The sequence below is a fragment of the Rhizobium sp. NRK18 genome (genome assembly GCF_024385575.1).
Classification (GTDB): domain Bacteria; phylum Pseudomonadota; class Alphaproteobacteria; order Rhizobiales; family Rhizobiaceae; genus JANFMV01.
The window spans coordinates 1-20,185 of sequence record NZ_JANFMV010000005.1; the positions used below are offsets into that span (position 1 = coordinate 1).

19 protein-coding genes and 1 pseudogene are annotated in these 20,185 nt (G+C 63.2%); 11 read left to right on the top strand and 9 right to left on the bottom strand.

What is annotated here, in order from left to right; translation table 11 throughout:
* Positions 1 to 381 (bottom strand): annotated as a pseudogene (locus tag NN662_RS20845) (plasmid partitioning protein RepA); the annotation flags it as partial.
* 547 nt (positions 382 to 928) lie between these two features.
* Between NN662_RS20845 and NN662_RS20850 the strand changes: the two are divergent.
* From NN662_RS20850 to NN662_RS20865, 4 genes are all read left to right on the top strand, one after another.
* Positions 929 to 1,633 carry a fumarylacetoacetate hydrolase family protein gene (locus NN662_RS20850; RefSeq protein WP_261932355.1) on the top strand — a complete coding sequence of 235 codons (705 nt, stop codon included), beginning with the start codon at positions 929 to 931 and terminating at the stop codon, positions 1,631 to 1,633.
* 145 nt (positions 1,634 to 1,778) lie between these two features.
* On the top strand, positions 1,779 to 2,150 hold the full coding sequence (locus tag NN662_RS20855) for a hypothetical protein (protein WP_261932356.1): 372 nt from the start codon (positions 1,779 to 1,781) through the stop codon (positions 2,148 to 2,150).
* A 143-nt stretch (positions 2,151 to 2,293) separates the two neighbouring features.
* Positions 2,294 to 3,181: a YghX family hydrolase gene (gene yghX / locus NN662_RS20860; protein ID WP_261932474.1), complete on the top strand. Its 888-nt coding sequence runs from the start codon at positions 2,294 to 2,296 to the stop codon at positions 3,179 to 3,181.
* A 350-nt stretch (positions 3,182 to 3,531) separates the two neighbouring features.
* The gene (locus tag NN662_RS20865; protein ID WP_261932357.1) at positions 3,532 to 5,631 is read left to right on the top strand and encodes a methyl-accepting chemotaxis protein; all 2,100 of its coding nucleotides are present in this window, start codon (positions 3,532 to 3,534) and stop codon (positions 5,629 to 5,631) included.
* Between the two features lie 87 nt (positions 5,632 to 5,718).
* On the opposite strand, the gene NN662_RS20870 is transcribed toward NN662_RS20865, so the two are convergent.
* Together NN662_RS20870 and NN662_RS20875 are read right to left on the bottom strand one after the other, a co-directional pair.
* Positions 5,719 to 6,324, bottom strand: a complete 606-nt coding sequence (locus tag NN662_RS20870; protein ID WP_261932358.1) for an alpha/beta hydrolase — start codon at positions 6,322 to 6,324, stop codon at positions 5,719 to 5,721.
* A gap of 66 nt (positions 6,325 to 6,390) precedes the next feature.
* Positions 6,391 to 7,323 (bottom strand): VOC family protein, encoded by a 933-nt coding sequence (locus NN662_RS20875; protein WP_261932359.1) that lies wholly within the window; start codon positions 7,321 to 7,323, stop codon positions 6,391 to 6,393.
* A gap of 127 nt (positions 7,324 to 7,450) precedes the next feature.
* Here NN662_RS20875 and NN662_RS20880 point away from each other — a divergent pair, with 127 nt between their 5' ends.
* The 7 genes from NN662_RS20880 (at position 7,451) to NN662_RS20910 (ending at position 12,921) form a co-directional block, all read left to right on the top strand.
* Positions 7,451 to 8,350, top strand: a complete 900-nt coding sequence (locus NN662_RS20880; protein ID WP_261932360.1) for a LysR family transcriptional regulator — start codon at positions 7,451 to 7,453, stop codon at positions 8,348 to 8,350.
* A 190-nt stretch (positions 8,351 to 8,540) separates the two neighbouring features.
* Positions 8,541 to 9,401: an ectoine/hydroxyectoine ABC transporter substrate-binding protein EhuB gene (gene ehuB / locus NN662_RS20885; RefSeq protein ID WP_261932361.1), complete on the top strand. Its 861-nt coding sequence runs from the start codon at positions 8,541 to 8,543 to the stop codon at positions 9,399 to 9,401.
* Positions 9,402 to 9,503: 102 nt separating this feature from the next.
* On the top strand, positions 9,504 to 10,178 hold the full coding sequence (ehuC, locus tag NN662_RS20890) for an ectoine/hydroxyectoine ABC transporter permease subunit EhuC (protein ID WP_261932362.1): 675 nt from the start codon (positions 9,504 to 9,506) through the stop codon (positions 10,176 to 10,178).
* Between the two features lies 1 nt (position 10,179).
* Entirely contained in the window at positions 10,180 to 10,875 is a 696-nt protein-coding gene (ehuD, locus tag NN662_RS20895) for an ectoine/hydroxyectoine ABC transporter permease subunit EhuD (RefSeq protein WP_261932363.1), read from the top strand.
* Positions 10,872 to 11,648, top strand: a complete 777-nt coding sequence (gene ehuA, locus NN662_RS20900) for an ectoine/hydroxyectoine ABC transporter ATP-binding protein EhuA (RefSeq protein WP_261932364.1) — start codon at positions 10,872 to 10,874, stop codon at positions 11,646 to 11,648. The genes ehuD and ehuA overlap by 4 nt, the downstream gene beginning before the upstream one ends.
* 82 nt (positions 11,649 to 11,730) lie before the next feature.
* Entirely contained in the window at positions 11,731 to 12,162 is a 432-nt protein-coding gene (locus NN662_RS20905) for an OsmC family protein (RefSeq protein WP_261932365.1), read from the top strand.
* 90 nt (positions 12,163 to 12,252) lie between these two features.
* Entirely contained in the window at positions 12,253 to 12,921 is a 669-nt protein-coding gene (locus NN662_RS20910; protein WP_261932366.1) for an HAD family hydrolase, read from the top strand.
* A gap of 21 nt (positions 12,922 to 12,942) precedes the next feature.
* Here NN662_RS20910 and NN662_RS20915 read toward each other — a convergent pair whose 3' ends face one another.
* The 6 genes from NN662_RS20915 to NN662_RS20940 form a co-directional block, all read right to left on the bottom strand.
* Positions 12,943 to 13,995, bottom strand: coding sequence for a GlxA family transcriptional regulator (locus NN662_RS20915; RefSeq protein ID WP_261932367.1), 1,053 nt, complete (start codon positions 13,993 to 13,995; stop codon positions 12,943 to 12,945).
* 75 nt (positions 13,996 to 14,070) lie between these two features.
* Complete coding sequence (locus NN662_RS20920; protein ID WP_261932368.1) at positions 14,071 to 16,509, bottom strand: glycoside hydrolase family 2 protein; 2,439 nt, start codon at positions 16,507 to 16,509, stop codon at positions 14,071 to 14,073.
* 194 nt (positions 16,510 to 16,703) lie between these two features.
* Positions 16,704 to 17,702 carry a DUF1839 family protein gene (locus NN662_RS20925; protein WP_261932369.1) on the bottom strand — a complete coding sequence of 333 codons (999 nt, stop codon included), beginning with the start codon at positions 17,700 to 17,702 and terminating at the stop codon, positions 16,704 to 16,706.
* A 13-nt stretch (positions 17,703 to 17,715) separates the two neighbouring features.
* A complete protein-coding gene (locus tag NN662_RS20930; RefSeq protein WP_261932370.1) occupies positions 17,716 to 18,624 on the bottom strand; it encodes an amino acid--[acyl-carrier-protein] ligase in 909 nt (302 codons plus the stop codon).
* Positions 18,625 to 18,630: 6 nt separating this feature from the next.
* The gene (locus NN662_RS20935; protein ID WP_261932371.1) at positions 18,631 to 19,830 is read right to left on the bottom strand and encodes an acyl-CoA dehydrogenase family protein; all 1,200 of its coding nucleotides are present in this window, start codon (positions 19,828 to 19,830) and stop codon (positions 18,631 to 18,633) included.
* Positions 19,830 to 20,075, bottom strand: a complete 246-nt coding sequence (locus NN662_RS20940; RefSeq protein WP_261932372.1) for an acyl carrier protein — start codon at positions 20,073 to 20,075, stop codon at positions 19,830 to 19,832. The genes NN662_RS20935 and NN662_RS20940 overlap by 1 nt, the downstream gene beginning before the upstream one ends.
* Between the last annotated feature and the right edge of the window lie 110 nt (positions 20,076 to 20,185).

Sequence of the window (20,185 nt, forward strand, 5' to 3'; positions counted from 1 at the left end):
GCGGGCCGGATCGCGCCATTTGACATAGGAGCGCGCCTTGGCGGCATTGCCCTTTGCCAGCGCCTGATCGGCGAGGTAGTGGCGCAGCGCATCGATGTCGGCGAGCGAATAGGAGCGCCGGCCGCCGGGGCCGACCTCCGGCTGCGGGCCTTCGCCGGCAAGCGAGAGCTGCCTGAGATATCCGTCGGAGACGCCGATCAGCCGGGCAGCCTCGCCAGAGGTGAAGGAACGAAGGGTCTTTTCGGAAGCCGGTGCGAACAGCCGTTCGCGCATGGCCTGCAGTTGCGCGGACAATGCCTGGGCATCTTCCGCGATCGTGACATCCGCTGGACGCATTGCAGGTCCTTTTTGGGCCGCAGCCTGGTTCGACGGCAAAGCCATCCCCTTCGTCTTCGCTTCGCCATCCTGTCCCGGTTTGCCGGCGGGGATGGCATAATTAACACTATCAATGTGACCGATTCTCTACGTCGTGAATATACGGCGGTGACGCGAGCTACAGATTTAACGCCGAGTTACGGAGAAGCGATCGCTTGGCTTCGAATTCCGTTAGAAACCTGAGCAAACAAGCGAGTCGCGTCAAGCCCTTTTGTTGCAGGCTCATTGCGGGCAGAAATCGCCGCGGCGACTCATCAAGACGATCCCGCGTTGACAGCTGTCAACAGGGAGAATCGATCCGCATTCCTCGGCTCACAAGAAACTCGTTACCGACTCACGGACTGGCCGAGCAAGCGGAATTGCCAAATGCTCTGTTGACAGCTGTCAACGGCACCGACAGCCCAAAGCGTCAGCATTCACAGAAAGAATCCAATCGCACTCGTCGGTCGAGGTGGCGCGGCTGACCGCTAAGCCGCCGACCAGAGGCTAGATTCAACGTCTTGCCAGAGCCCGGTCGGCCGGATACCTGTTCCGCACCATCAGGAGGCTCATCATGGCAGAACAGACCGAAAGCACCCAATATGTCATCGCGCCCGAGGCGCAGAAGAGCCTTGCAGTCACCGACACGGATCGGCGCTTCCCGGTCGGTCGCATCTTCTGCGTCGGGCGCAACTATGCCGACCATGCGATCGAGATGGGCCACGACCCTGATCGCGAAGAGCCGTTCTTCTTCATGAAGCCCACGAGCAGCCTCGTCACGGACGGGCGTTTCCCGTATCCATCGATGACGTCCGACGTGCATCATGAGGTCGAGATGGTGGTGGCGATCGGGAAGGGCGGCCGCGACATCGCCGTCGCGGATGCGTTCGACCATGTCTATGGCTACGGTGTCGGCCTCGACATGACGCGACGCGATCTGCAGGCCGTCGCCAAGAAACAGGGCCGGCCGTGGGAAACCGCCAAGGCATTCGACGCCTCCGCACCCTGCTCGCCACTCGTCGCCACCCGCGCCATCGGCCACCCGATCAAGGGCGCCGTCACGCTTGCCGTCGATGGCGATATTCGCCAGCAGGGCAATCTCGACCAGATGATCTGGAAGACGCCGGAGATCATCAGCTACCTTTCCGGCCTGTTCGAGCTTCTCCCCGGCGACCTCATCATGACGGGTACTCCGGCCGGCGTCGCCGCCGTCTCGCGCGGCCAACGGATGGAAGCGACGATCGAGGGCATCGGCTCGCTTACCGTCGAGGTCATCTGATCCGTTCGGGTTCCGGCGCCCTGCGCCGCAACCCACGCGACCAGATGACGTGAAATTTGACATATGTTATTCTCCGACTGCTCTTCCATTGCGGCAGGGCAGGGGGCCGCGCAGCTGTCTGCCGCGGCAAATGGGGGATAATTCAATGCGCGGTATCGCGTTTCTTTTCTACGTCGTCGCAATTCTTTACGTGCTTGCCGGCATGTTGTTCGGCATCCACATGGCCGGCGCTCATGATTTTTCGCTGGCGCCCGCGCATGCGCATCTCAATCTTGTCGGCTGGGTGACCACCGGCATGTTCGGGATCTATTATCACGTCGTTCCGAAGGCGGCCGAAGGCATGCTGCCGAAGATCCACTTCGCGGTGGCGACGCCCGGTGTCATTCTGATGTTCCCGGGCATCATCATGTCGATCCAGGGGCAGGGCGAGGCGCTGGCGATCATCGGTTCGCTGCTGACGATCCTCTCGATGCTCATCTTCCTCTTCACCGTGATCCGCAGCCGCGGAACGGCCTGACATTAGAGACGTCTCACGGAAACGTGAAGCGGATGCCTTGATCCGTGAACAGCCACCCCGGCGTAAATGAGGTTTCATGCCATGCGCTGGGCCCATGGCTGGGGTGGAGTGCCAACACGAAACGGGAGCATCCGATGAACGACATCAAGCGAATGAAGGCCACCGACTTCCCGCAGGAACTGCTGGATATCTATGACGGCTACGTGCACGGCGTCATCACCAAGCGCGAATTCCTCGACAGGGCGGCAAAGTTCGCCGTCGGCGGCGTCACCGCCATGGCGCTTTTGAAAGCGCTGCAGCCGACCTATGCCTGGGCCGAACAGGTCAAGGCCGACGATCCTAGAATTTCCACCGAGCGGATCCAGTACCAATCACCGGACGGAAACGGCACCATCACCGCGCTCCTGGCAAAGCCCGCCGGCGCAACCGGAAAGCTGCCGGGCGTCGTCGTGGTGCACGAGAACCGCGGCCTCAACCCGTATATCGAGGACGTGGCCCGCCGCGTCGCCGTCGCAGGTTTTGTCGCACTTGCTCCGGACGGCCTGTCGCCGCTTGGCGGCTATCCGGGCAACGACGAGAAGGGCCGCGAAATGCAGAGCCAGATCGATCCTGCCAAGCTGATGGAAGATTTCTTCGCGGCCTACGAGTTTCTGCTCGCGCATGACGCGACGACGGACAAGGTCGGCTGCGTCGGCTTCTGCTATGGGGGAGGGGTGTGCAATGCGCTCGCCGTCGCCTACCCGAAGCTCGCCGCCAGCGTTCCGTTCTACGGCCGCCAGCCGCCGGCGGCCGACGTGCCGAAGATCGAGGCGCCGCTGCTTCTGCATTATGCCGGCCTCGACACGCGCATCAACGAAGGTTGGCCGGCCTATGAAGCCGCACTCAAGGCCAACAACAAGACCTATGAGGCCCACATCTACGAAGGCGTGAACCACGGCTTCCACAACGACACCACGCCGCGCTACGACGAAGAAGCCGCGACACTTGCCTGGACCCGCACGGTCGACTTCTTCAAGGCCAACCTGACCTGACCTTGTCCGCAACAATGCCGGACCGCAACGGCGGTCCGGTCATAACTGCAAGAAATTACTTATTATTTCTTGGGTACAATTCAGGCAAGATCGCACAATACAACTGATTGAGCATCGCTTTGCCCGTCTAAAGCACTGTTATTCTGCCTCCAAAAAAATTTTCACACCTTCACTGCCCATCTTGATTTCAACCAAAGGTAATCGCGCGCGTTGTTACTGTTAAACCTTGGTTAATCCTATCGCACCCAAGCGGAGACAAGATATCGTTTAAATATAGGATTTCTTAATTCTATTGGCCGATCCATTGGACAAAGGCGAGAAGACTACTCGCGTCCAGCTGGAGCCTATACATGAAGATCAGCCGCAAGATTTCCCTCATCATCGCATTGATGAGCCTCATCACACTGAGCGTTGCGGGAATGACCTTTTACGTCGTTCAGGAATATAACAACAAGCTGCAGGCCTATGCGAGCGCATCGACGCGCGCCTTCTACGGCGAGCACTTCAATCGCCTCGTCACGGCAGTCGTGATGGAAGCTCGCGGCATCTATGCCTCGCCGAGCACCGACAAGGCGACGAAGTTCGCCGAAGGCTTGCGCGCCCGCCTCGACGAGATGCAGACCGTCATCGACGAATGGAAGCCGATGGTGCCTGACACCGAGAAGCAGTCATTCGACAATCTGATCACCCGCTTCGGCGAGTTCCGCACCTTCCGCAGCGAAACTGCCCGTCTCGGTACCGAGGTGGATCCGAAGGCCGCCAACGAGCAGGGCAACAACGAAGCCAACCGCGCGAACCGCAAGGCCTTCCAGGCCGAGATCGACGCCGTCGTCAACGCAGACACTGCCGAGCTCTCGGCGGTCACCGCATCGCTTGAAACCTTCCGCAGCACGATGATGATGATCGTTGCCGGTGTCTCGCTGTTCGGCATCGCCGTCAGCGCCGCCTTCGGCATCTTCTTCGCTCGCAACCACCTGATCCGCCCGCTGGAAAAGATGACCGATACGCTGAAGGCTGTCGCCTCCGGTGATTTCAAGGTCGAGGTTCCCTATACCGACAACAAGGACGAAATGGGCGAAATGGCCCGGGCCGTCGACGTGTTCAAGCAGAACGGCCAGCAGATCGCACGGCTCAACGCCCAGGAAGCCTCGATGCGCGAGAAGTCCGGCGACCTGCAGTCCAGCATGGCCGGCGTCGTCGAGGCCGCTGCCAATGGCGATTTCTCCGGCCGGATCACCCGGGATTATGGCGACGAGGGCCTCAATGGCTTTGCCGCCGGCATCAACAACCTGGTTGCCGGTTTCGACTCCGGCATGAAGGAAACCCAGCGCGTCATCGCGCATCTGGAAAAGGGCGACCTGACCCAGAACATGGAAGGCCGCTTCAGCGGAGCCTTCGCCGAACTGCAGACCAACCTCAACAGCGCGCTTTCGACGCTCCGGAGCACCATGCAGGACGTTCGCCGCACCGCCGATGCCATCAACGGCAACACGCGGGAGCTGAAGACGGCCGCCGACGACCTGTCGCGCCGCACGGAGCAGCAGGCGGCATCGCTGGAGGAAACCTCGGCAGCGCTCGAGGAGATCACCTCTGTCGTCAAGACCTCGACCGACCGGTCGCAGGAGGCAAGCGGCATGGTGTCCGAGACGACCGCCTTCACCGCCAAGTCGTCCAGCGTCGTCCGCGACGCCATCGAGGCCATGGGCCGCATCGAGGGCGCATCGCAGGAAATCAGCCAGATCATTAACGTCATCGACGAGATCGCCTTCCAGACCAACCTGCTGGCGCTGAATGCCGGTGTCGAAGCGGCACGCGCTGGCGATGCCGGCAAGGGCTTCGCCGTCGTCGCCCAGGAAGTCCGCGAACTGGCCCAGCGTTCGGCGACCGCCGCCAAGGACATCAAGGCGCTGATCAGCAAGTCCGGCACCGAGGTCAAGACCGGCGTCGAGCTCGTGCAGGCCGCCGGCACGGCGCTGACCGAAATCGAAACCCGCGTACGCTCGGTCAATGATCACATCCATTCGATCGCCGTTGCTGCCCGCGAACAGTCGACGGGCCTGACCGAAGTCAACGTCGCCGTCAACCAGATGGACCAGGTCACCCAGCAGAACGCCGCGATGGTGGAAGAGACCTCGGCTGCCACCCACAAGCTCGCCGGCGAGACCGACGGCCTGCTGCAGCTGATCTCGCGCTTCCAGACGGGCGAGGAAACCAGGGCTCCGGCGAACCGCAGCGCGTCCTTCGCACCGGCCGCCCGTCACACGGGCTCGGCAAGCCCGGCGCCCGCCGCTCGCGCCGCAGCACCGGCGCGTCCGGCTCCGGCACGCCCGGCCGTCGCATCGGCAGGCGCAAGGCCGGCGGTATCGCAGCCGCGCAACATGGCCCGCCAGGTCGCCGCAGCCTTCAACGCCGCCCCGGCCGCAAGCGCGGACAACTGGGAAGAGTTCTGATAAAAGCCATTGAAATAAAATGAAAAAATCCCCCGCGTCCGGAACGGTGCGGGGGATTTTCGATTGACACCTGTCAACCCCTGACGCTCACCCCTTCAGGAAGGTGTTGAGCGCCTGGAGTTCGTCCTGACGGATCTCGTGGCCGCCGGCATGCGCCGTCAGCGTGACATCCGCGCCTTGGCCTTCCAGATAGGTCTCAAGGCTTTCCGTCAGCGGCCATGGGCAGATGGGGTCGTGACGACCCGCGGTGATCAGCACCTGCCGTCCGGCAAGGCCGGCATTCGCCGCAGGCGTCCACGGGATCAGCGGATGCAGGAGCGCGGCGCGATCGAAGAGTTCGGGCCTGGTAAACAGCACCGAGGCGAGAATGTTCGCCCCGTTCGAATAGCCGATACCGTAGACGGGGCGGCCCGGATGTGCCGCCTTGTGGGCGGCGACGAAGGCCGCCATCTTCTCCGTGCGGTAGGCGAGGTCTTCCATGTCGTAGACGCCTTCGCCGGTGCGGCGGAAGAAGCGCAGCGCGCCGTGTTCCGACACATCGCCACGCGGCGAAACGATGCCGGCGTCCGGCAGGATCTGCGACAGGAGTTCGGTGAACTGCATTTCGTTGCCGCCCGTGCCGTGAAAGGCAAAGACGAGCGGCGCGTCGCCAACAGGCGCCTTGGTATAAGCGTGATAGGATTGAGCAGTCATAAGCTTGTCCTCCGGCAGGCGGGGCGCCCTGGCCCCGCCGCACGCTAGAGAGAATGATGATCCGGCCTAGTCGGCGATTGGCTTCAGCAGCGCCTCGATCCGGTCGCGGTGCGGCTCGTAGCGGCTCGGCAACTTCAGTGCTTCGCCGAGATGGGCCGTATCCTCGTCACGGTCGAAACCGGGCTCATTGGTGGCGATCTCGAACAGGACGCCACCGGGCGTGCGGAAATAGATCGCCCAGAAGTAATCGCGGTCGATGACAGGGGTTACCTGATAGCCGGTGTCGAGAAGCGCCTTGCGGACTTCCAGCTGCGCCGCGCGGTCTTCCACCGCAAAGGCGATATGATGGACCGATCCGGCGCCCTGGCGGGCAAAGGCTGCTTGCGGCAGGGTCTCGATGTCGATGAAGTCGGCGCCGTTGCCGCCGGGAATGGCGTAACGCGACCATTCGTTCTTCTCGTCGACCTTCTGATAGCCCATGAAGCCGAGCAGTTCGCGGGTGGCGCCCGAATCCTTCAGGCGCATGCTGGCGCCGTGAAAGCCCTGGATCGCCTCGGCCGCGCCGATATCGTCGTGCAGCCAGCCGTCGCGCTTGTCGTTGTCGACTTCGACGAGCGAAAAGCCGTCCTGATCGGGACCGGTAAAACGCAGGCGCTTTTCGCCGAAGACTTCCGTCTCGGTGAGGCCGCCGACGCCGAGCTTTTCAAGCCGTTCGCGCCAGAAGCCAAGAGAACCCTTCGGCACGGCGAAATAGGTTTCGCCGACTTCACCGGCACCGGGACGACCGGCGGCGATGTGCGGGAAGGGGAAATAGGTCATGACCGAGCCCGGCGTGCCGACCTCGTCGCCGTAATAGAGGTGATAGACCTCGGGGGCGTCGAAATTTACGGTCTTCTTGACCCGGCGAAGGCCGAGCTTCTTGGTGAAGAAATCGCTGTTGACCTGCGCATCGGCCGCCATGGAGGTGACGTGGTGCAAGCCCTTGATCTGAGTAAGCATGGCATTGATCCTTCCGTTCGGGCACCAGTCTGGCGCCCTTGTCTGGACAGAAGATGGGGGAGGACCAGCAGAAAGAGAATAGAAATAATATTGACAATATCATTTCAATTTCTGCAATAATAACCAAATGAACGAGCTGAACGACATGCGCGTCTTCCTGGCGGTCGCCAAGGAGCGCAGTTTCGTCGCTGCCGCGCGCGAGCTGTCGATGACCGCGCCGACGGTGACACGTGCCGTGGGGGCGCTGGAAGAGCGGCTCGGCGTGCAGCTTCTGCTAAGGACAACGCGACAAGTGTCGCTGACGGCGGCGGGCGCCGTCTATGCCGCGCGCATCGAGCCGCTGCTGGCAGCCGTTGCCGCCGCCGACGACGAGGTGCGGGCGGAAGCCGGCCACGCCGCCGGGCTGATCCGTCTCAATGCGCCCCTGTCGCTCGGCCAGCGCATCCTGCCGAACGTGATTTCCGGCTTCCGGGTCGAGAATCCCGGCGTTGCCGTCTCCCTGACGCTGACCGACCGCTTCATCGACATCATGTCCGACAGCCACGACCTTGCAGTGCGCATTTCCGAGCCGCCGCGCGACAAGTCGACGATCTGGCGCAAGATCTGTCCGGTGCGCCGCCTGCTGGTGGCATCCCCCGGCTACATTGCCCGCAACGGCATGCCGCAATCGCCGGACGACCTCGATGAATTGGCCTGCATCGCCTATGACGAGGAGGCGCTGTCGGAGACCTGGGAGCTGTCCAGTGGCGGCCGCACGCGGCGGGTGAGGGCAGGGCGGGTGCTCGCCGGCAACAATGGCGAACTGACGGCCAAGCTCGCCGAGAACGGCGAGGGCATCGCGCTGCTGCCGCATTTCATCGTCGAGGAGGCGCTTGCCTCAGGCCATCTCGTTCCCGTCCTTGCCGACTGGCAGGCGCCCGAACTCTGGCTGACCCTTTACTACCCACCCTATGACAAGTTGCCGATGCGGGTCGCCAAATTCTCCGACTTCTTCGAAGCCTACGTCACCACGACCCGCCCGCTGTAAGCCGGCACATCGCTTCTCCTCTGTAGAACTCGCCCTCCCATGTATTGCCATTTGTGTACATTGCTTCACGCAATCGTCATTTTCATGCCTCATTTTCACAAAATTCCAATTGACATTCCGAAGCAAGCGACCATGTTGTGTACAACAACAAAATCCAAGATGTGGAACACAAGCTAAAACGGGAGTTTCCATGACACATAAACTTTTGAAGACCGCCACCGCCGCCGCTGTCATCGCGCTTCTCGGGGCATCTGCCGCCGGCGCCGTGACGCTGAAGGAAATCCAGGATCGCGGCTATGTCCGCATCGCCGTCGCCAATGAAATCCCCTACGGCTTCGTCGATCCGTCGGGCGCCGCCAAGGGCGCCGGGCCGGACGTTGCCGCCGCCATTTTCGAGAAGCTCGGCATCAAGGGCGACGACATCCAGTGGGTGGTCACCAACTTCTCCTCGCTGATCCCCGGCCTGCAGGCCAACCGCTTCGACATGACCGCCGCCGAGATGGCGATCCGTCCGGAGCGCTGCCAGAAGGTCATCTATTCCGAGCCGAACAGCTCCTATGGTGAAGGCCTGCTGGTGGCCGACGGCAACCCGAAAGATGTGCACAGCTATTCCGACTTCGCCAAGGAGGGCATGAAGGTCGCCATCATGGCCGGCGCCGACCAGCTGCACATGCTGCAGTCACTGAAGGTTCCGGAAGGCAACATCGTCACCATCGCCTCGAACTCGGATGCGATCTCGACCGTTTCGACCGGCCGCGCCGATGCCTATGCGGCAACCGGCCTGACGGCGAGCGAGCTTGCCTCGAAGAGCGACAAGGTCGCCATCGTCAAGGATTTCAAGGACCCGGTCGTCGACGGCAAGGAAGTCCGCAGCTGGGGCGGGTTCAACTTCAACACCGACTCCACCGATCTGCGCGACGCCTTCAACAAGGAACTGGCCGCGTTCAAGAAGACCGACGAGTGGAAGAAGATCCTGACGTCTTACGGCTTCACGCCGGCCGATATCGAAGGCTCGACGGCCAAGACGACCGAAGAACTCTGCAAGATGTAGTCGGCTGCACCCGCAGCGAACAATCGCAGATGAACACGATGGACCTCCCCGCGCGGGAGGTCCGCTTCTTCCCCGCATCGAGCCGCCGGAGCGAGCAAAGCCATGCAATGGGTAGACTATCTCGGCCCGCTATCCCAGGGGGCCTGGGTCACGATCCAGCTGACAATCTATTCGACGATCCTCGGCGGCATCTTCTCGTTCCTGTTCGGGATCGGCAAGCTGTCGCACAACTGGATCATCAAGGGCTTCTCGATCGCCTATATCGAGATCTTTCGCGGCACGTCGCTGCTCGTCCAGCTGTTCTGGCTCTATTTCGCACTGCCGGTGGCCGGCGACATGATCGGCCTGGACCTGCGCCTGCCGCCGGTTGCCGCAGGGGTCCTGGCACTGGCGCTGAACATCGGCGCCTATGGCGCGGAAGTGGTGCGCGGCGCCATCCAGTCGGTCAGCCGCAGCCAGTACGAGGCGGCCACGGCGCTGAACTTCACCCGCCGCCAGGCGCTCTGGCGCATTTCGCTGCCGCAGGCGATCCCGGAAATGATGCCGAGCTTCTCCAACCTCGCGGTGCAGAACCTCAAGGACACGGCGCTCGTCTCGCTGATCAGCCTGTCCGATCTGGCGCTGAAGGCTGAGCAGCTGCGCAACTACTACCAGGACTCCACCACGATCTACACGATCATCCTCCTCATGTATTTCGGCATGGCGCTGGTGCTGACCGTGATCATGCGGATCGTCGAGAACGCCGTCGGCCGCTGGCGCGGCGTCGGGAGGGCCTGACATGCTGTTCGGATACCAATGGGACACGATGCATGGCGAATGGGCATTTGCCCTGTCGATCCTGCCCATGCTGCTGCACGGCCTCGTCGTCACCATCGAGGCCTCCATCCTCGGCTTCTTCGTCGCCATGGTGCTCGGCCTCGTGCTCGCCGTCCTCAAAGGCGCACGCTCGAAGCTGATTTCCTGGCCGGCCACCGTGATCACGGAGTTCATCCGCGACACGCCACTGCTGGTGCAGCTGTTCTTCCTCTATTACGTGCTGCCGGACTACGGCATCGTGTTGCCGGCCTTCCTGACGGGGGCGCTCGCGCTCGGCATCCAGTACAGCGCCTACACCTCCGAGGTCTATCGCGCCGGCATCGGCGCCGTCGATCATGGCCAGCATGAGGCCGCCAAGGCGCTGGACCTGCCGCCACGGCGCACCTTCACGCACATCATCCTGCCGCAGGCCGTGCCGCGGGTGATCCCGGCGCTCGGCAACTATCTCGTTTCGATCATGAAGGACGTGCCGGTGCTTTCCGTCGTCACCGTGCTCGAAATGCTCAACGTCGCCAAGATCATCGGCGACCAGACGTTCAATTATCTCGTGCCGCTGTCCATGGTAGGCGGCCTCTACCTGATCCTCACCATCATCGCCTCAGCGCTGGTGCGGCTCGCCGATACCAAGCTTCCGAAGAGAGGGATTCCGTTACGATGAGCGAGCCCATTATTGTTTTCGACAAGGTCAAGAAGGCCTATGGCAATTTCACCGTGCTGAGCGACCTCGATTTCGAGGTCAAGCAGGGGGAGAAGGTCACCATCATCGGCCCGTCCGGCTCCGGCAAGTCGACCGTGCTGCGCATCCTGATGACGCTGGAAAACATCACCGACGGCGCCGTCTATGTCGGCGGCGAGCCGCTGTGGCACGAACGGCGCAACGGCGGCCTTGTACCAGCCGGCGAAAAGCACCTGCGCGAGATGCGCACCAAGCTCGGCATGGTGTTCCAGCAGTTCAATCTCTTTCCGCACATGACCGTCTTGCGCAACCTCACCGAAGCGCCGCGCGTCGTGCTCGGCATGTCGAAGGCGGATGCGAAGGCCCGCGCGGAGGAGCTTCTCGACCTCGTCGGCCTGACTGAACACGCCAACAAGTTTCCAGGCCAGCTCTCCGGCGGCCAGCAGCAGCGCGTCGGCATCGCCCGGGCGCTCGCCATGCGGCCGAAGATCCTGCTGTTTGACGAGCCGACGTCTGCGCTCGACCCTGAACTTGTGGGCGAAGTGCTGAACGTCATTCGCAGGCTCGCCTCGGAGCACGATCTCACCATGCTGATGGTCACCCATGAAATGCGCTTTGCCCGCGAGATTTCCGACCGCGTCTGCTTCTTCGACAAGGGTCGCATCCGCGAGGAGGGGACGCCTGATGAGATCTTCGGCAACCCGAAGAACGAGCGCACGCGGCAGTTCCTGAGCGCGGTGCTGGAAGGCGACTGAGCGCCGGGACCTCGCAGCCCTTGACCGAGGCTAAGAAACTTGCTCCCCATTCTGGCGGAATGCCGAACGGGGAGCCTGACACATGAGCACGAAGAAAGCCGTCATCAAGACGCGGAACACCGGTGCCAGAGCCACGATCGGCCGCACCGGCCGCGTCCGCGTGACGGCGCGCACCGACGGCGAAATCGAGATCGTCACGGCGCCGTCGGAGGCCGGCTTCAATCCGCTCGACCTCATCTACTCCTCGCTAGCCGCCTGCCTGGTCTTGAGCGCCCGCATCGCGGCCAGCCGCATGGGCATTCTCGACCACATCGAAAGCGTGGAGGCCGACGTCAGCGGCGAGAAGGCCGGCGACGAGCCCTCGCGGATTGCCCGCTTCAACGTGATCCTCGACATTCGCGGCGAGCTCGACGACGAAACGCGGCAAAAGCTGGCGCATGAGGCGGAAGAGATCTGCACCGTCAGCAACACGCTGAAAGGTGATCCGCAATTCACGGTTTCGCTTGCCGGCTGACAAAACTTGATCGCGAAAGCGGTTTGCCTGCCGGCCGGCGTCTGCTACGCAAGCCACTTCAAAAATGCCCCAGAACGGATTCCGCACACGATGTCACACACCTTCTCCCGCGACTACGCAGCCCTTCTCTTCGACATGGACGGCACGCTGCTGAACTCCATCGCCCTGGTGGAGCGCATCTGGCGGGAGTGGGCCGACGATCACGGCGTCGACGCCGACGCACTGATGCACCGCATCCACGGCATCCGGGCCGTCGAAGTGGTGCGCGCCGAAGGCATTGCCGGCCTCGATCCGGAACGCGAAGCGGCGATCCTGCTTGAACGCGAGCTTGCGACCGTCGAAGGCGTCGTCGCGATCGAGGGCATCCACCAGTTTCTCGAAACCCTGCCGAAAGACCGCTGGGCGATCGTCACCTCGGCCCCGCGGTCGCTGGCCGAACTGCGCCTCGGCGCCGTCGGCATCACGCCGCCCGACATCATGATCGCCGGTGAGGACGTGGTGAACGGCAAGCCGGATCCGGAAGGCTATCTGAAGGGCGCTGCAGCACTGGGTGTCGACCCCGCCGACTGCGTGGTCTTCGAAGACGCCCATGCCGGCATTGACGCCGCCAAAAGGGCCGGTGCCGCCGTCGTCGTCATCTCGGCAACCCATTCGACGCCGATGGACGTGCCGCACCCGAAAATCGACAATTACGATGTGATTGGCGCGGAGCTCACGGAGAACGGCCGCATCAGGCTGACGATGCGCGAGGCGGATTGAGGCCGAGAGCTGCCGGAGGGGTTACCCCACCATCGACTTCTTCACCCGGGCCCGATGGTCTTCCTTTGCCTGGCGGCGCAGGGTCGTCGGGGTGATGTTGAAAGCCTTCTTGAAGCGGCGGATGAAGTGGGAGACGTTCTCGAAGCCGGTGTCGAGCGCGATGTCGATCAGCGGCTTGCTGGTATCGGTGACGAGCTTCATGGCCGCCTCCAGCCGGATGCGCTGATAGGCGGACGCCGGCGAGGTATTGAGTTCCAAGAGGAAGATGCGCTCCAGCTGGCGGCGCGAGACGTTGAGCTTTTCGGCGATCTCCTCGATGCCGAGCACGCTCTCGACATTCTGCTCCATCAGCATCAGCGCGGCGCGGGCCCGCTTGTCCTGGATGCCTTCGGCCTCCAGCGGATTGCGCGGCTGCAGTTCGGTCGCATCGCGGCGGCGGATGATCTGCAGGATTTCCAGCGCGTTGCGCTCGGCGGCAGCACCGACATGGCGGCGGATCAGGTAGGTGGCGAGATCGGCAACCGCGCTGCCGCCCGCACAGGTGATGATGTTGCCGTCCTCGACGAAAATGCGCTGCGAGGTGAGCTTCAAATCCGGATAGCGGTCGTGGAACTCCTTGTGGTGCAGCCAACTCACACAGGCGAGGCGATCCTTCAGCAAGCCGTTTTCCGCCAGGATGAAGCTGCCGGTGCACACGCCGGCGATCGGCACGCCGGCGGCGGCGGCCTTCTTGAGGTAAGCCTGTGTTTCCGGGTCGATCGGCTCGGCGACGTTCAAAAGCCCGCCGATGACGGCGATATAGCTGAACTCGCTCGGTGGACGCAGCGAAGCGGTGGGCGAGACCTGGATGCCGCAGCTTGACGTCAGGAAATGCCGCGTGCTGCCGAGCACTTCCCAGTCGCAATTGATGCGGCCCGACTTGTCGGCCTCGTCGCTGCCGAGCCGGAGCGCGTCGACGAACAGCGCAAAGGCGCTCAGCGTGAAGGAGCGGGCAAGAATGAACCCGACCTTCAACTGGTCTTTCTTCGGGGCCGGCGAAGCGGCGGAGCGGCTCGTTTGCGGGTGCTGTGGCATCGTATGTGGCTGTCAACCAGAATCCGGCGGTTCACGCAAGATGCAGCGATCGGCGGCAATCGGCAAGGCCGCCGGTCAATGACTGCCGTAGGAGGCCGTTTTCGTGCCGTTGACGGCCGCGATGTGGCCGGCGGGACGGGCGTCCTCAGGCGCGCCGGGACGGCGGACAAGCCTGACGACACGCTCGACGCCGGGCGGCAGGTGGAACCAGTCATGGGCGGCATAGAAATGATCGTCAACGACGTGAACGGACTGGGCGAGGCGCGCAGTCGAGAGCACCACGGAGAACTCGCCATCGGACTCCTCCAGCCGTGCCGACAGGCCGAGGTCATGAAGATCCTGACCGCGTCCGAGCGGGAAATAGACCGTCTCGGAGAGGAGCGCGCCGTCCGGCGACGTCAGCCGCGCGACGACGGCATCGTGGCTCGGCGGGCCGAAACGGTAGGCATAGGTCAGGTCGAAGAACGCGCCGGTCAGCTCGAAGGCGTTGATTTCGCTGTTCGAACGAGCGGCCAACTCGACGTCGCGCTTTGCCGAGAGCACCGTCACCTGGCAGTCGCGCAAGGCCGTCAATGACAGCGTGGCGGACTGGGCTTCCGCCGTTTCGTTGACGAGATGGACGGCGAGCCCATTCGTGCCTTCGTCGGTGAGGATCACACGGACCGGCCGCAGGGCGCCAGCCAGCCCCTGGAACGCCGGCTTCGGCACGCCGTTTGAACCGATCAGACCCCAGCCGGCACCCGGCGCGAGATCGGCGAGCGTCCAGACCAGTGCGCCATGGCAGCTGGAGCCCGCACGCCGCCATTCGTCTAAGGTGGCGGCCATCACCTCGCCGGTGACGGCACGCGAGAGTTCGAGATAACGCGCCTGATCTTCGCGGCGCAGGCGGGCCGGATCGACGCCGTAGAGGAGCGCCAGATAATGATCGCGGACATCCTCGAAATCCCAGGAAGCGCCGAGATCGCGCGGCACGCCGGCCTTCCAGCGCGGATGGTGGACGGCAGCGACGGGTAGCGTCGCCTTCAGCGACACCTCGTCCGGGACATTGGCGAAGGCGAGGCTTTCGGCGGCAAAGCGGACATTGGCCCGGCGGGCATCTTCCAGCGGCCGCATATAGGCGCCGACACCGTAATAATGGCCGACGCCTTCGCTCGGCAGGAAGGGCAGCGCACCGCCGGACGGCGAATTTTCCACGTAAGGTACGTCCGGACGCAGGCGCTCGGCCTCGCCGGGCAGGATTTCGGTGAAGAGCGGCCCGCGCCAGGCGCTTTCCGGCAAGCCCATCATCGCGCCCTGCTGCATCACCTCACTGCCGCCGCACAGGACGGCAAGCGACGGCGAGAGGGCGGTGGCGCCAAGCTGGGTTTCGACCTCGCGCCTCACCTGGGCCACGAAATCAGGATCACGGACCGGGTAATCGAAATTGGCGAAGGCGAATTCCTGCCAGACCATCAGGCCGAGCTCGTCGCATAGCTCGAAGAAGGCCGGGCTTTCATAGAGCATCGTGCCGCCGATGCGGATCATGTTCATGCCCGCGTCGCGGGCAAGGCGCAGCAACGGCTCGTAGGCCTCACGAGTGGTCGGCAGGCGCAGGAGATCGGCGCTCGTCCAGCAGGCGCCGCGGCAGAAGACCGGGACGCCGTTGACAGTGAACCCGAACCCCTTGCCGTCTGCGCCGCGATCGACCGCGATGCGGCGGAAACCGGTCTTGCCGAGATCGAAGGCATGTCCGCCGATCTCCAGCGTCACCGGATAGAGCGGCTGGTCGCCGTGTGTCGCGGGCCACCAGGGCGCGACGTCCAGCCCGTCGATACTGCCGGTGAAGACATGTCCGTCGTCACTGGCAAGCTCCACCGTCCGGCCGGCGCAGGTCAGGTGGACCGGCACGGTCGCGTTTTCAATGGCGATGGCGACGTCGAGCGAACCCTGTCCGTCGTAATCGGTCGTGGCGCGGAGCGGTCGGATGACGGGCGTATCCAGCCTCTCGATGCGCAGCGGACGGTAGGGGCCGACGGCGTGGATCTCGGGGCACCAGCCGGGCATGTGGCCGAGCAGCGTGGTGCGAACGAGGCGCAGTCCCTGTTCCGGGATCATCTGCGTCCGCCAGCGGGCGCGGGGGCCCTTCTTTTCCAGCTCAGGCGCCAGCGCACGGAAGCAGAGGGCGAGCCGGTGAGTGCCGGAAAGATCCACATCGAAGCTGTGGGTGGCAAACATGTTGCGGGTCGAGCCGATCGGCGCATCGTCGAGATAGATGTCGCAAAGCGTCGCCAGACCTTCGAATGTCAACCGGTGACGGCCCTTGCCCGAAAGCGTGCCGACATACCAGTGGTCCTGATCGTGGAGCGGGTGCGGGGTCTCCCGATCGAACAGGCCGGCATCTGCAAGCGCACCTGCCACCGTGCCGGGAAGGGATGCGGGAATGCCGTGATCCTGTGGAAGATCTTTTGGCGTCTCGAAGGCACCGGCCGGCGTCGAGACGAGGCGGAAGACGCCGATGGTTGCTGTTTCGGTCAAGTATGCTTCCCCGTCCTGCCTGACACGATAGATCACGTGCATATTTCCGTCATTCCGGCCCTGAGCCGGAATCCAGCGATCCGGCGTCGGCCGGATCAGAAGACTTTTCCAGCCCAAGGACTTGGGCTGGCTGGATGCCGGATCAAGTCCGGCATGACGACGTCAAATCAAGCCAGCCAAACCCTAATCAAACTCTAGCCAGAAAACTTGCTGTCCAGCCCGGCCATCAGCCGATCCCATGCCTCGACGGCAGGCACCATCTGCTCGGCGAGCTTGTCGAAGCGGCCGCGGGTGACGGCGCGGGCGAGCTGGAACTGCGTGCTCTTCATCGCCTCGCCGATCAGCCGGGCATCCGTGCCGTCTTCGCCCAGCCAGTCGAGATGGCTTGAAAGAAGCTCGAAATTGGCCCCGAACTGGCGCAGCGTGTTGAACGCGTAGTGATGGAAGGCCGAGAAGGGCCGGCCGGCGAGGCTGGCGGCCTGCTCCGGCAGGACTTCGGCGAACGCCTTCAGCGGATTGTCCTTCGGGCGCAACGCCAGCTGTTCGGAAAGCCGCTTGCGGGCATAGGCCTTTGGATCGGCGACCGCAGGCGCGACATCGAATTTGACGAATTCCGAGTAAGGCAGGAACTGCGGAAACTCTCCGTCATCCCCGGGAATCCGGTGGAAGATGCCGTCGAAATCCTCGCCTTCGAGAACGAAGTAACCGGCATTGTGGAAATACTCCATCGTCCGGTTTTCGATGTCGAGGCGGTTGATCGCGACCGTCGTCTTGCCGTGCTCGGTGCGGTAGGAGACGCCCTTCGTATCCGGCAGATAATAGCCGTCGACCTCGACGAGGCAGAGGCGACCACGGGCGATCTGCACCGCGACATGGTCTTCCACCCGTTCGAAGACCGCCAGTTCCTGGTGGCGCAGGCCGTAAAGCGCTTCGATGTCGGCGGTCGGCACCTTGAAGAAGGTCGCCTGGTCGCCCTCGAAATCCTGCGTCACGGTGAAGCCGAGCATGGCTTCCGGCGGATGGCCGAGCGTGGCGATCACCTCGATCCAGAGATCCATGAAGCAGTTCGTCTCCGGCCAGCTGCGCTCCGCGGCATGCAAGGCATGGCGGGGATAATTGTCCGGATCGAGCGCCGGGAAGACGGCCGGTTGGTTTGCCGGAAGAGCGGCGCGCCGCTCTTCCGATGCAGTCATTGCGGACATCGCATCAACCCCAGAGCACCTTGCGGACCGATGCCGGCCATTTCTCGACATCGAGACCGTGATGGCGGAAGAGCGCCAGCGTCACGCGTTCCAGGCCGAAACCGACGCAGGCCGTATGCGCCTCGGCACCGGTGCTGGTCTCGATCCCCCAGGTGTGGCCGAAATGGTTCTGGTGGTAGTTGAAGCTCAGGCAGGCGGTCGGGTTTTCCTCGCTGTTGACCGGCACCAGAAGCTCGAACTTCAGGCCCTGGTCACGCTGGTTGACCTTCATCATCCGGCCGGCGCGGCCGAAGAACGGATCGTTGGCGACGTCGACATCCATCGGCAGTTCGAGCGAGGTGATCAGCGCCTTGCCGCGCTCGAGCCATTTTTCGCGGAACTCGACAACCTCTTCCGGCGTGCCGGCGCGCACATATTCGCGCATGCGGAACATCTGCATGCGCGTCGGCTCTTTCGAGGGCTCGTGGCGGAAGCAGTAGGACTGCAGGTCGAACAGCCGACCGCCTTCCGGCATGCGGCCGCGCTTGGCGATCAGCGGATAGAGCGGGTAGCAGGCCGCCGGCGTCAGCACGATGTCGGAGGCTTCCTGCTGGCCTGTCCAGTCCTCGCCGGCCTCCAGGCACTCGATGATGCGGGAATGCCCCTTGTCATCGCCGCAGAAGCAGTGAACGGTGCCGGCAAGCTGCGGAAAGCTCTTCAGATAGCCGCTCTTTTCGAAATACGGACGGCTCATACCGGGCGGAAAGCGAATGACCTCGGCGCCATCGGCACTGCCATAGCGCGTCACCAGCGCCTCGAAGCGTTCGATGACATTCTCGAAGGTGCCGCTGCGGCCATAGAGACCGTCGATCCCGGTATCGAAGAGAAGACCGGCTTCCAGCAGCTGGTCGAGATACGTGTTCTGCATATCCATGGGAGCCTACCTCAGAAGACTTGTGTCTTGCCGCTGCACGAGCAGCAGGTTCGACGTGTTGGAGAGGATGCGATCGTTGCTGATCATCAGCCGCGCCGAATGCGCATCGCGCAGGTGCCGGCCGACCGAGTAGGGCGTGCCGTTCTTGTAGCCGAGAATGCCGGTGATCAGCAGCGCCTGGTCGACGACGGCCAGCACCTGTTCCGACGAGGCGATCTTCAGATTGTTCATCGCCACGGCAAAGCCCATCGAAGAGAGCTTTTCCTGATCGTCCCGCACGCTTTCGAAATGCTCGAGACCGGCTCGGACGCCGGAGCGCATGGTTTGCAGCACATTGCCGGCCTCCGCGAGACGCAGGGCGCCCGGCGGCTTGACGTTCGGCTGCTTGCGGGCGGCCGCACGCACGAAGCTTTGGGCGCGGGTGAATGCGTCGACGGCGATGCCGTACCACAGCGCCGACCACAGAAGGTGCGACGTCGCCAGCATCGACTGGGCGGCGATTTCGGCAAACGGCTTCGGAAAAATCTGGTCGGCAAGCACTTCGCCGCGCAGCATGAAGCCTTCCGAGCAGGTGCCGCGCATGCCGAGCGTATCCCAGTCATTGGTCTTTTCGAGCGTGTACTGGCCCTTTTCCAGAACCGTCATCACCTGGTCGGACGAAGCCGCATCGGGATGGCGGCGCGAGGTCGCCAGGATCGCGTCGGCCTCGGCACCGTAGGAAATCACGGTCGCCGCCTTTTCGAGACGCGCCTTGGTACCATCGACTTCGACCGCGCAGATGGAATTGCGCAGGTCGCCGCCGATACCGGCTTCGGTGGTCGCCGATCCCAAAAGCAGCTGGTCGCGGGAACAGCGCGTCATGTAGGCGGAATGCCAGGCGCTCTCGACCCCATGCGAGACGAGGCTCGACATCTTGATCTGGTGCATGGCGAAGATCATGCCGGACGAGGCACAGGCCTGACCGATGATCGAAACGGCCTCGGCGACATCGGCGAGGCTTGCGCCTTCACCGCCGAGCGATTTGGGCACCATCATGCCGAGCAGACGCTCCGTCTTCATGGCGGCGATCGCCTCTTTCGGGAAACGTGCCCCGCGATCGACGGAATCGGCGTTGGCGGCGGCGACCTCGGCAACCCGTTTTGCCCGTTCGGCATAGCCCGGCAGGACGGCGGACTGCTCAGGTTCCGGAATGGCGTGAGTGTTCATTACGCAGCCTCTTCATCTCCGGTGATCGACGACACCGCGGCGGCGATCGAATTGATCGTCGCGAAGGTGCGCCGGTTCAAAAGGTTTTCCGGGAACTCGATGTCGAACATGTCCTCGATGCCGAGCATGAGCTGCACCGAGGCGAACGACGTCAGCCCCGCGTCATAGAGATCGCTGTCGTCCTTCAGTGACGACGGATCGATGCCGCTATGCTTGCCGATTAGCTCTCTTATCTTCTGCTTCATGGTCACGTCCCCTCAAAATGCCGGAATCCAAACTTCGGCGGGAACGGTAGGCGCGCAAACCTGTAGCAAAGGTAAAATGCCGCCGATTTGAGGTGCACCAATTGGCTCTG

What these genes read in the sequence shown, in the direction of transcription:
- NN662_RS20935 (WP_261932371.1), bottom strand. Translation starts at nt 19,830, where the DNA reads ATGAACACTCACGCCATTCCGGAACCTGAGCAGTCCGCCGTCCTGCCG.
- ehuA (WP_261932364.1), top strand. Translation starts at nt 10,872, where the DNA reads ATGAGCGAGCCCATTATTGTTTTCGACAAGGTCAAGAAGGCCTATGGC.
- NN662_RS20855 (WP_261932356.1), top strand. Translation starts at nt 1,779, where the DNA reads ATGCGCGGTATCGCGTTTCTTTTCTACGTCGTCGCAATTCTTTACGTG.
- NN662_RS20910 (WP_261932366.1), top strand. Translation starts at nt 12,253, where the DNA reads ATGTCACACACCTTCTCCCGCGACTACGCAGCCCTTCTCTTCGACATG.
- NN662_RS20925 (WP_261932369.1), bottom strand. Translation starts at nt 17,702, where the DNA reads ATGACTGCATCGGAAGAGCGGCGCGCCGCTCTTCCGGCAAACCAACCG.
- NN662_RS20850 (WP_261932355.1), top strand. Translation starts at nt 929, where the DNA reads ATGGCAGAACAGACCGAAAGCACCCAATATGTCATCGCGCCCGAGGCG.
- NN662_RS20930 (WP_261932370.1), bottom strand. Translation starts at nt 18,624, where the DNA reads ATGGATATGCAGAACACGTATCTCGACCAGCTGCTGGAAGCCGGTCTT.
- NN662_RS20905 (WP_261932365.1), top strand. Translation starts at nt 11,731, where the DNA reads ATGAGCACGAAGAAAGCCGTCATCAAGACGCGGAACACCGGTGCCAGA.
- NN662_RS20865 (WP_261932357.1), top strand. Translation starts at nt 3,532, where the DNA reads ATGAAGATCAGCCGCAAGATTTCCCTCATCATCGCATTGATGAGCCTC.
- ehuD (WP_261932363.1), top strand. Translation starts at nt 10,180, where the DNA reads ATGCTGTTCGGATACCAATGGGACACGATGCATGGCGAATGGGCATTT.
- NN662_RS20870 (WP_261932358.1), bottom strand. Translation starts at nt 6,324, where the DNA reads ATGACTGCTCAATCCTATCACGCTTATACCAAGGCGCCTGTTGGCGAC.
- NN662_RS20940 (WP_261932372.1), bottom strand. Translation starts at nt 20,075, where the DNA reads ATGAAGCAGAAGATAAGAGAGCTAATCGGCAAGCATAGCGGCATCGAT.
- NN662_RS20875 (WP_261932359.1), bottom strand. Translation starts at nt 7,323, where the DNA reads ATGCTTACTCAGATCAAGGGCTTGCACCACGTCACCTCCATGGCGGCC.
- ehuC (WP_261932362.1), top strand. Translation starts at nt 9,504, where the DNA reads ATGCAATGGGTAGACTATCTCGGCCCGCTATCCCAGGGGGCCTGGGTC.
- NN662_RS20880 (WP_261932360.1), top strand. Translation starts at nt 7,451, where the DNA reads ATGAACGAGCTGAACGACATGCGCGTCTTCCTGGCGGTCGCCAAGGAG.
- NN662_RS20915 (WP_261932367.1), bottom strand. Translation starts at nt 13,995, where the DNA reads ATGCCACAGCACCCGCAAACGAGCCGCTCCGCCGCTTCGCCGGCCCCG.
- ehuB (WP_261932361.1), top strand. Translation starts at nt 8,541, where the DNA reads ATGACACATAAACTTTTGAAGACCGCCACCGCCGCCGCTGTCATCGCG.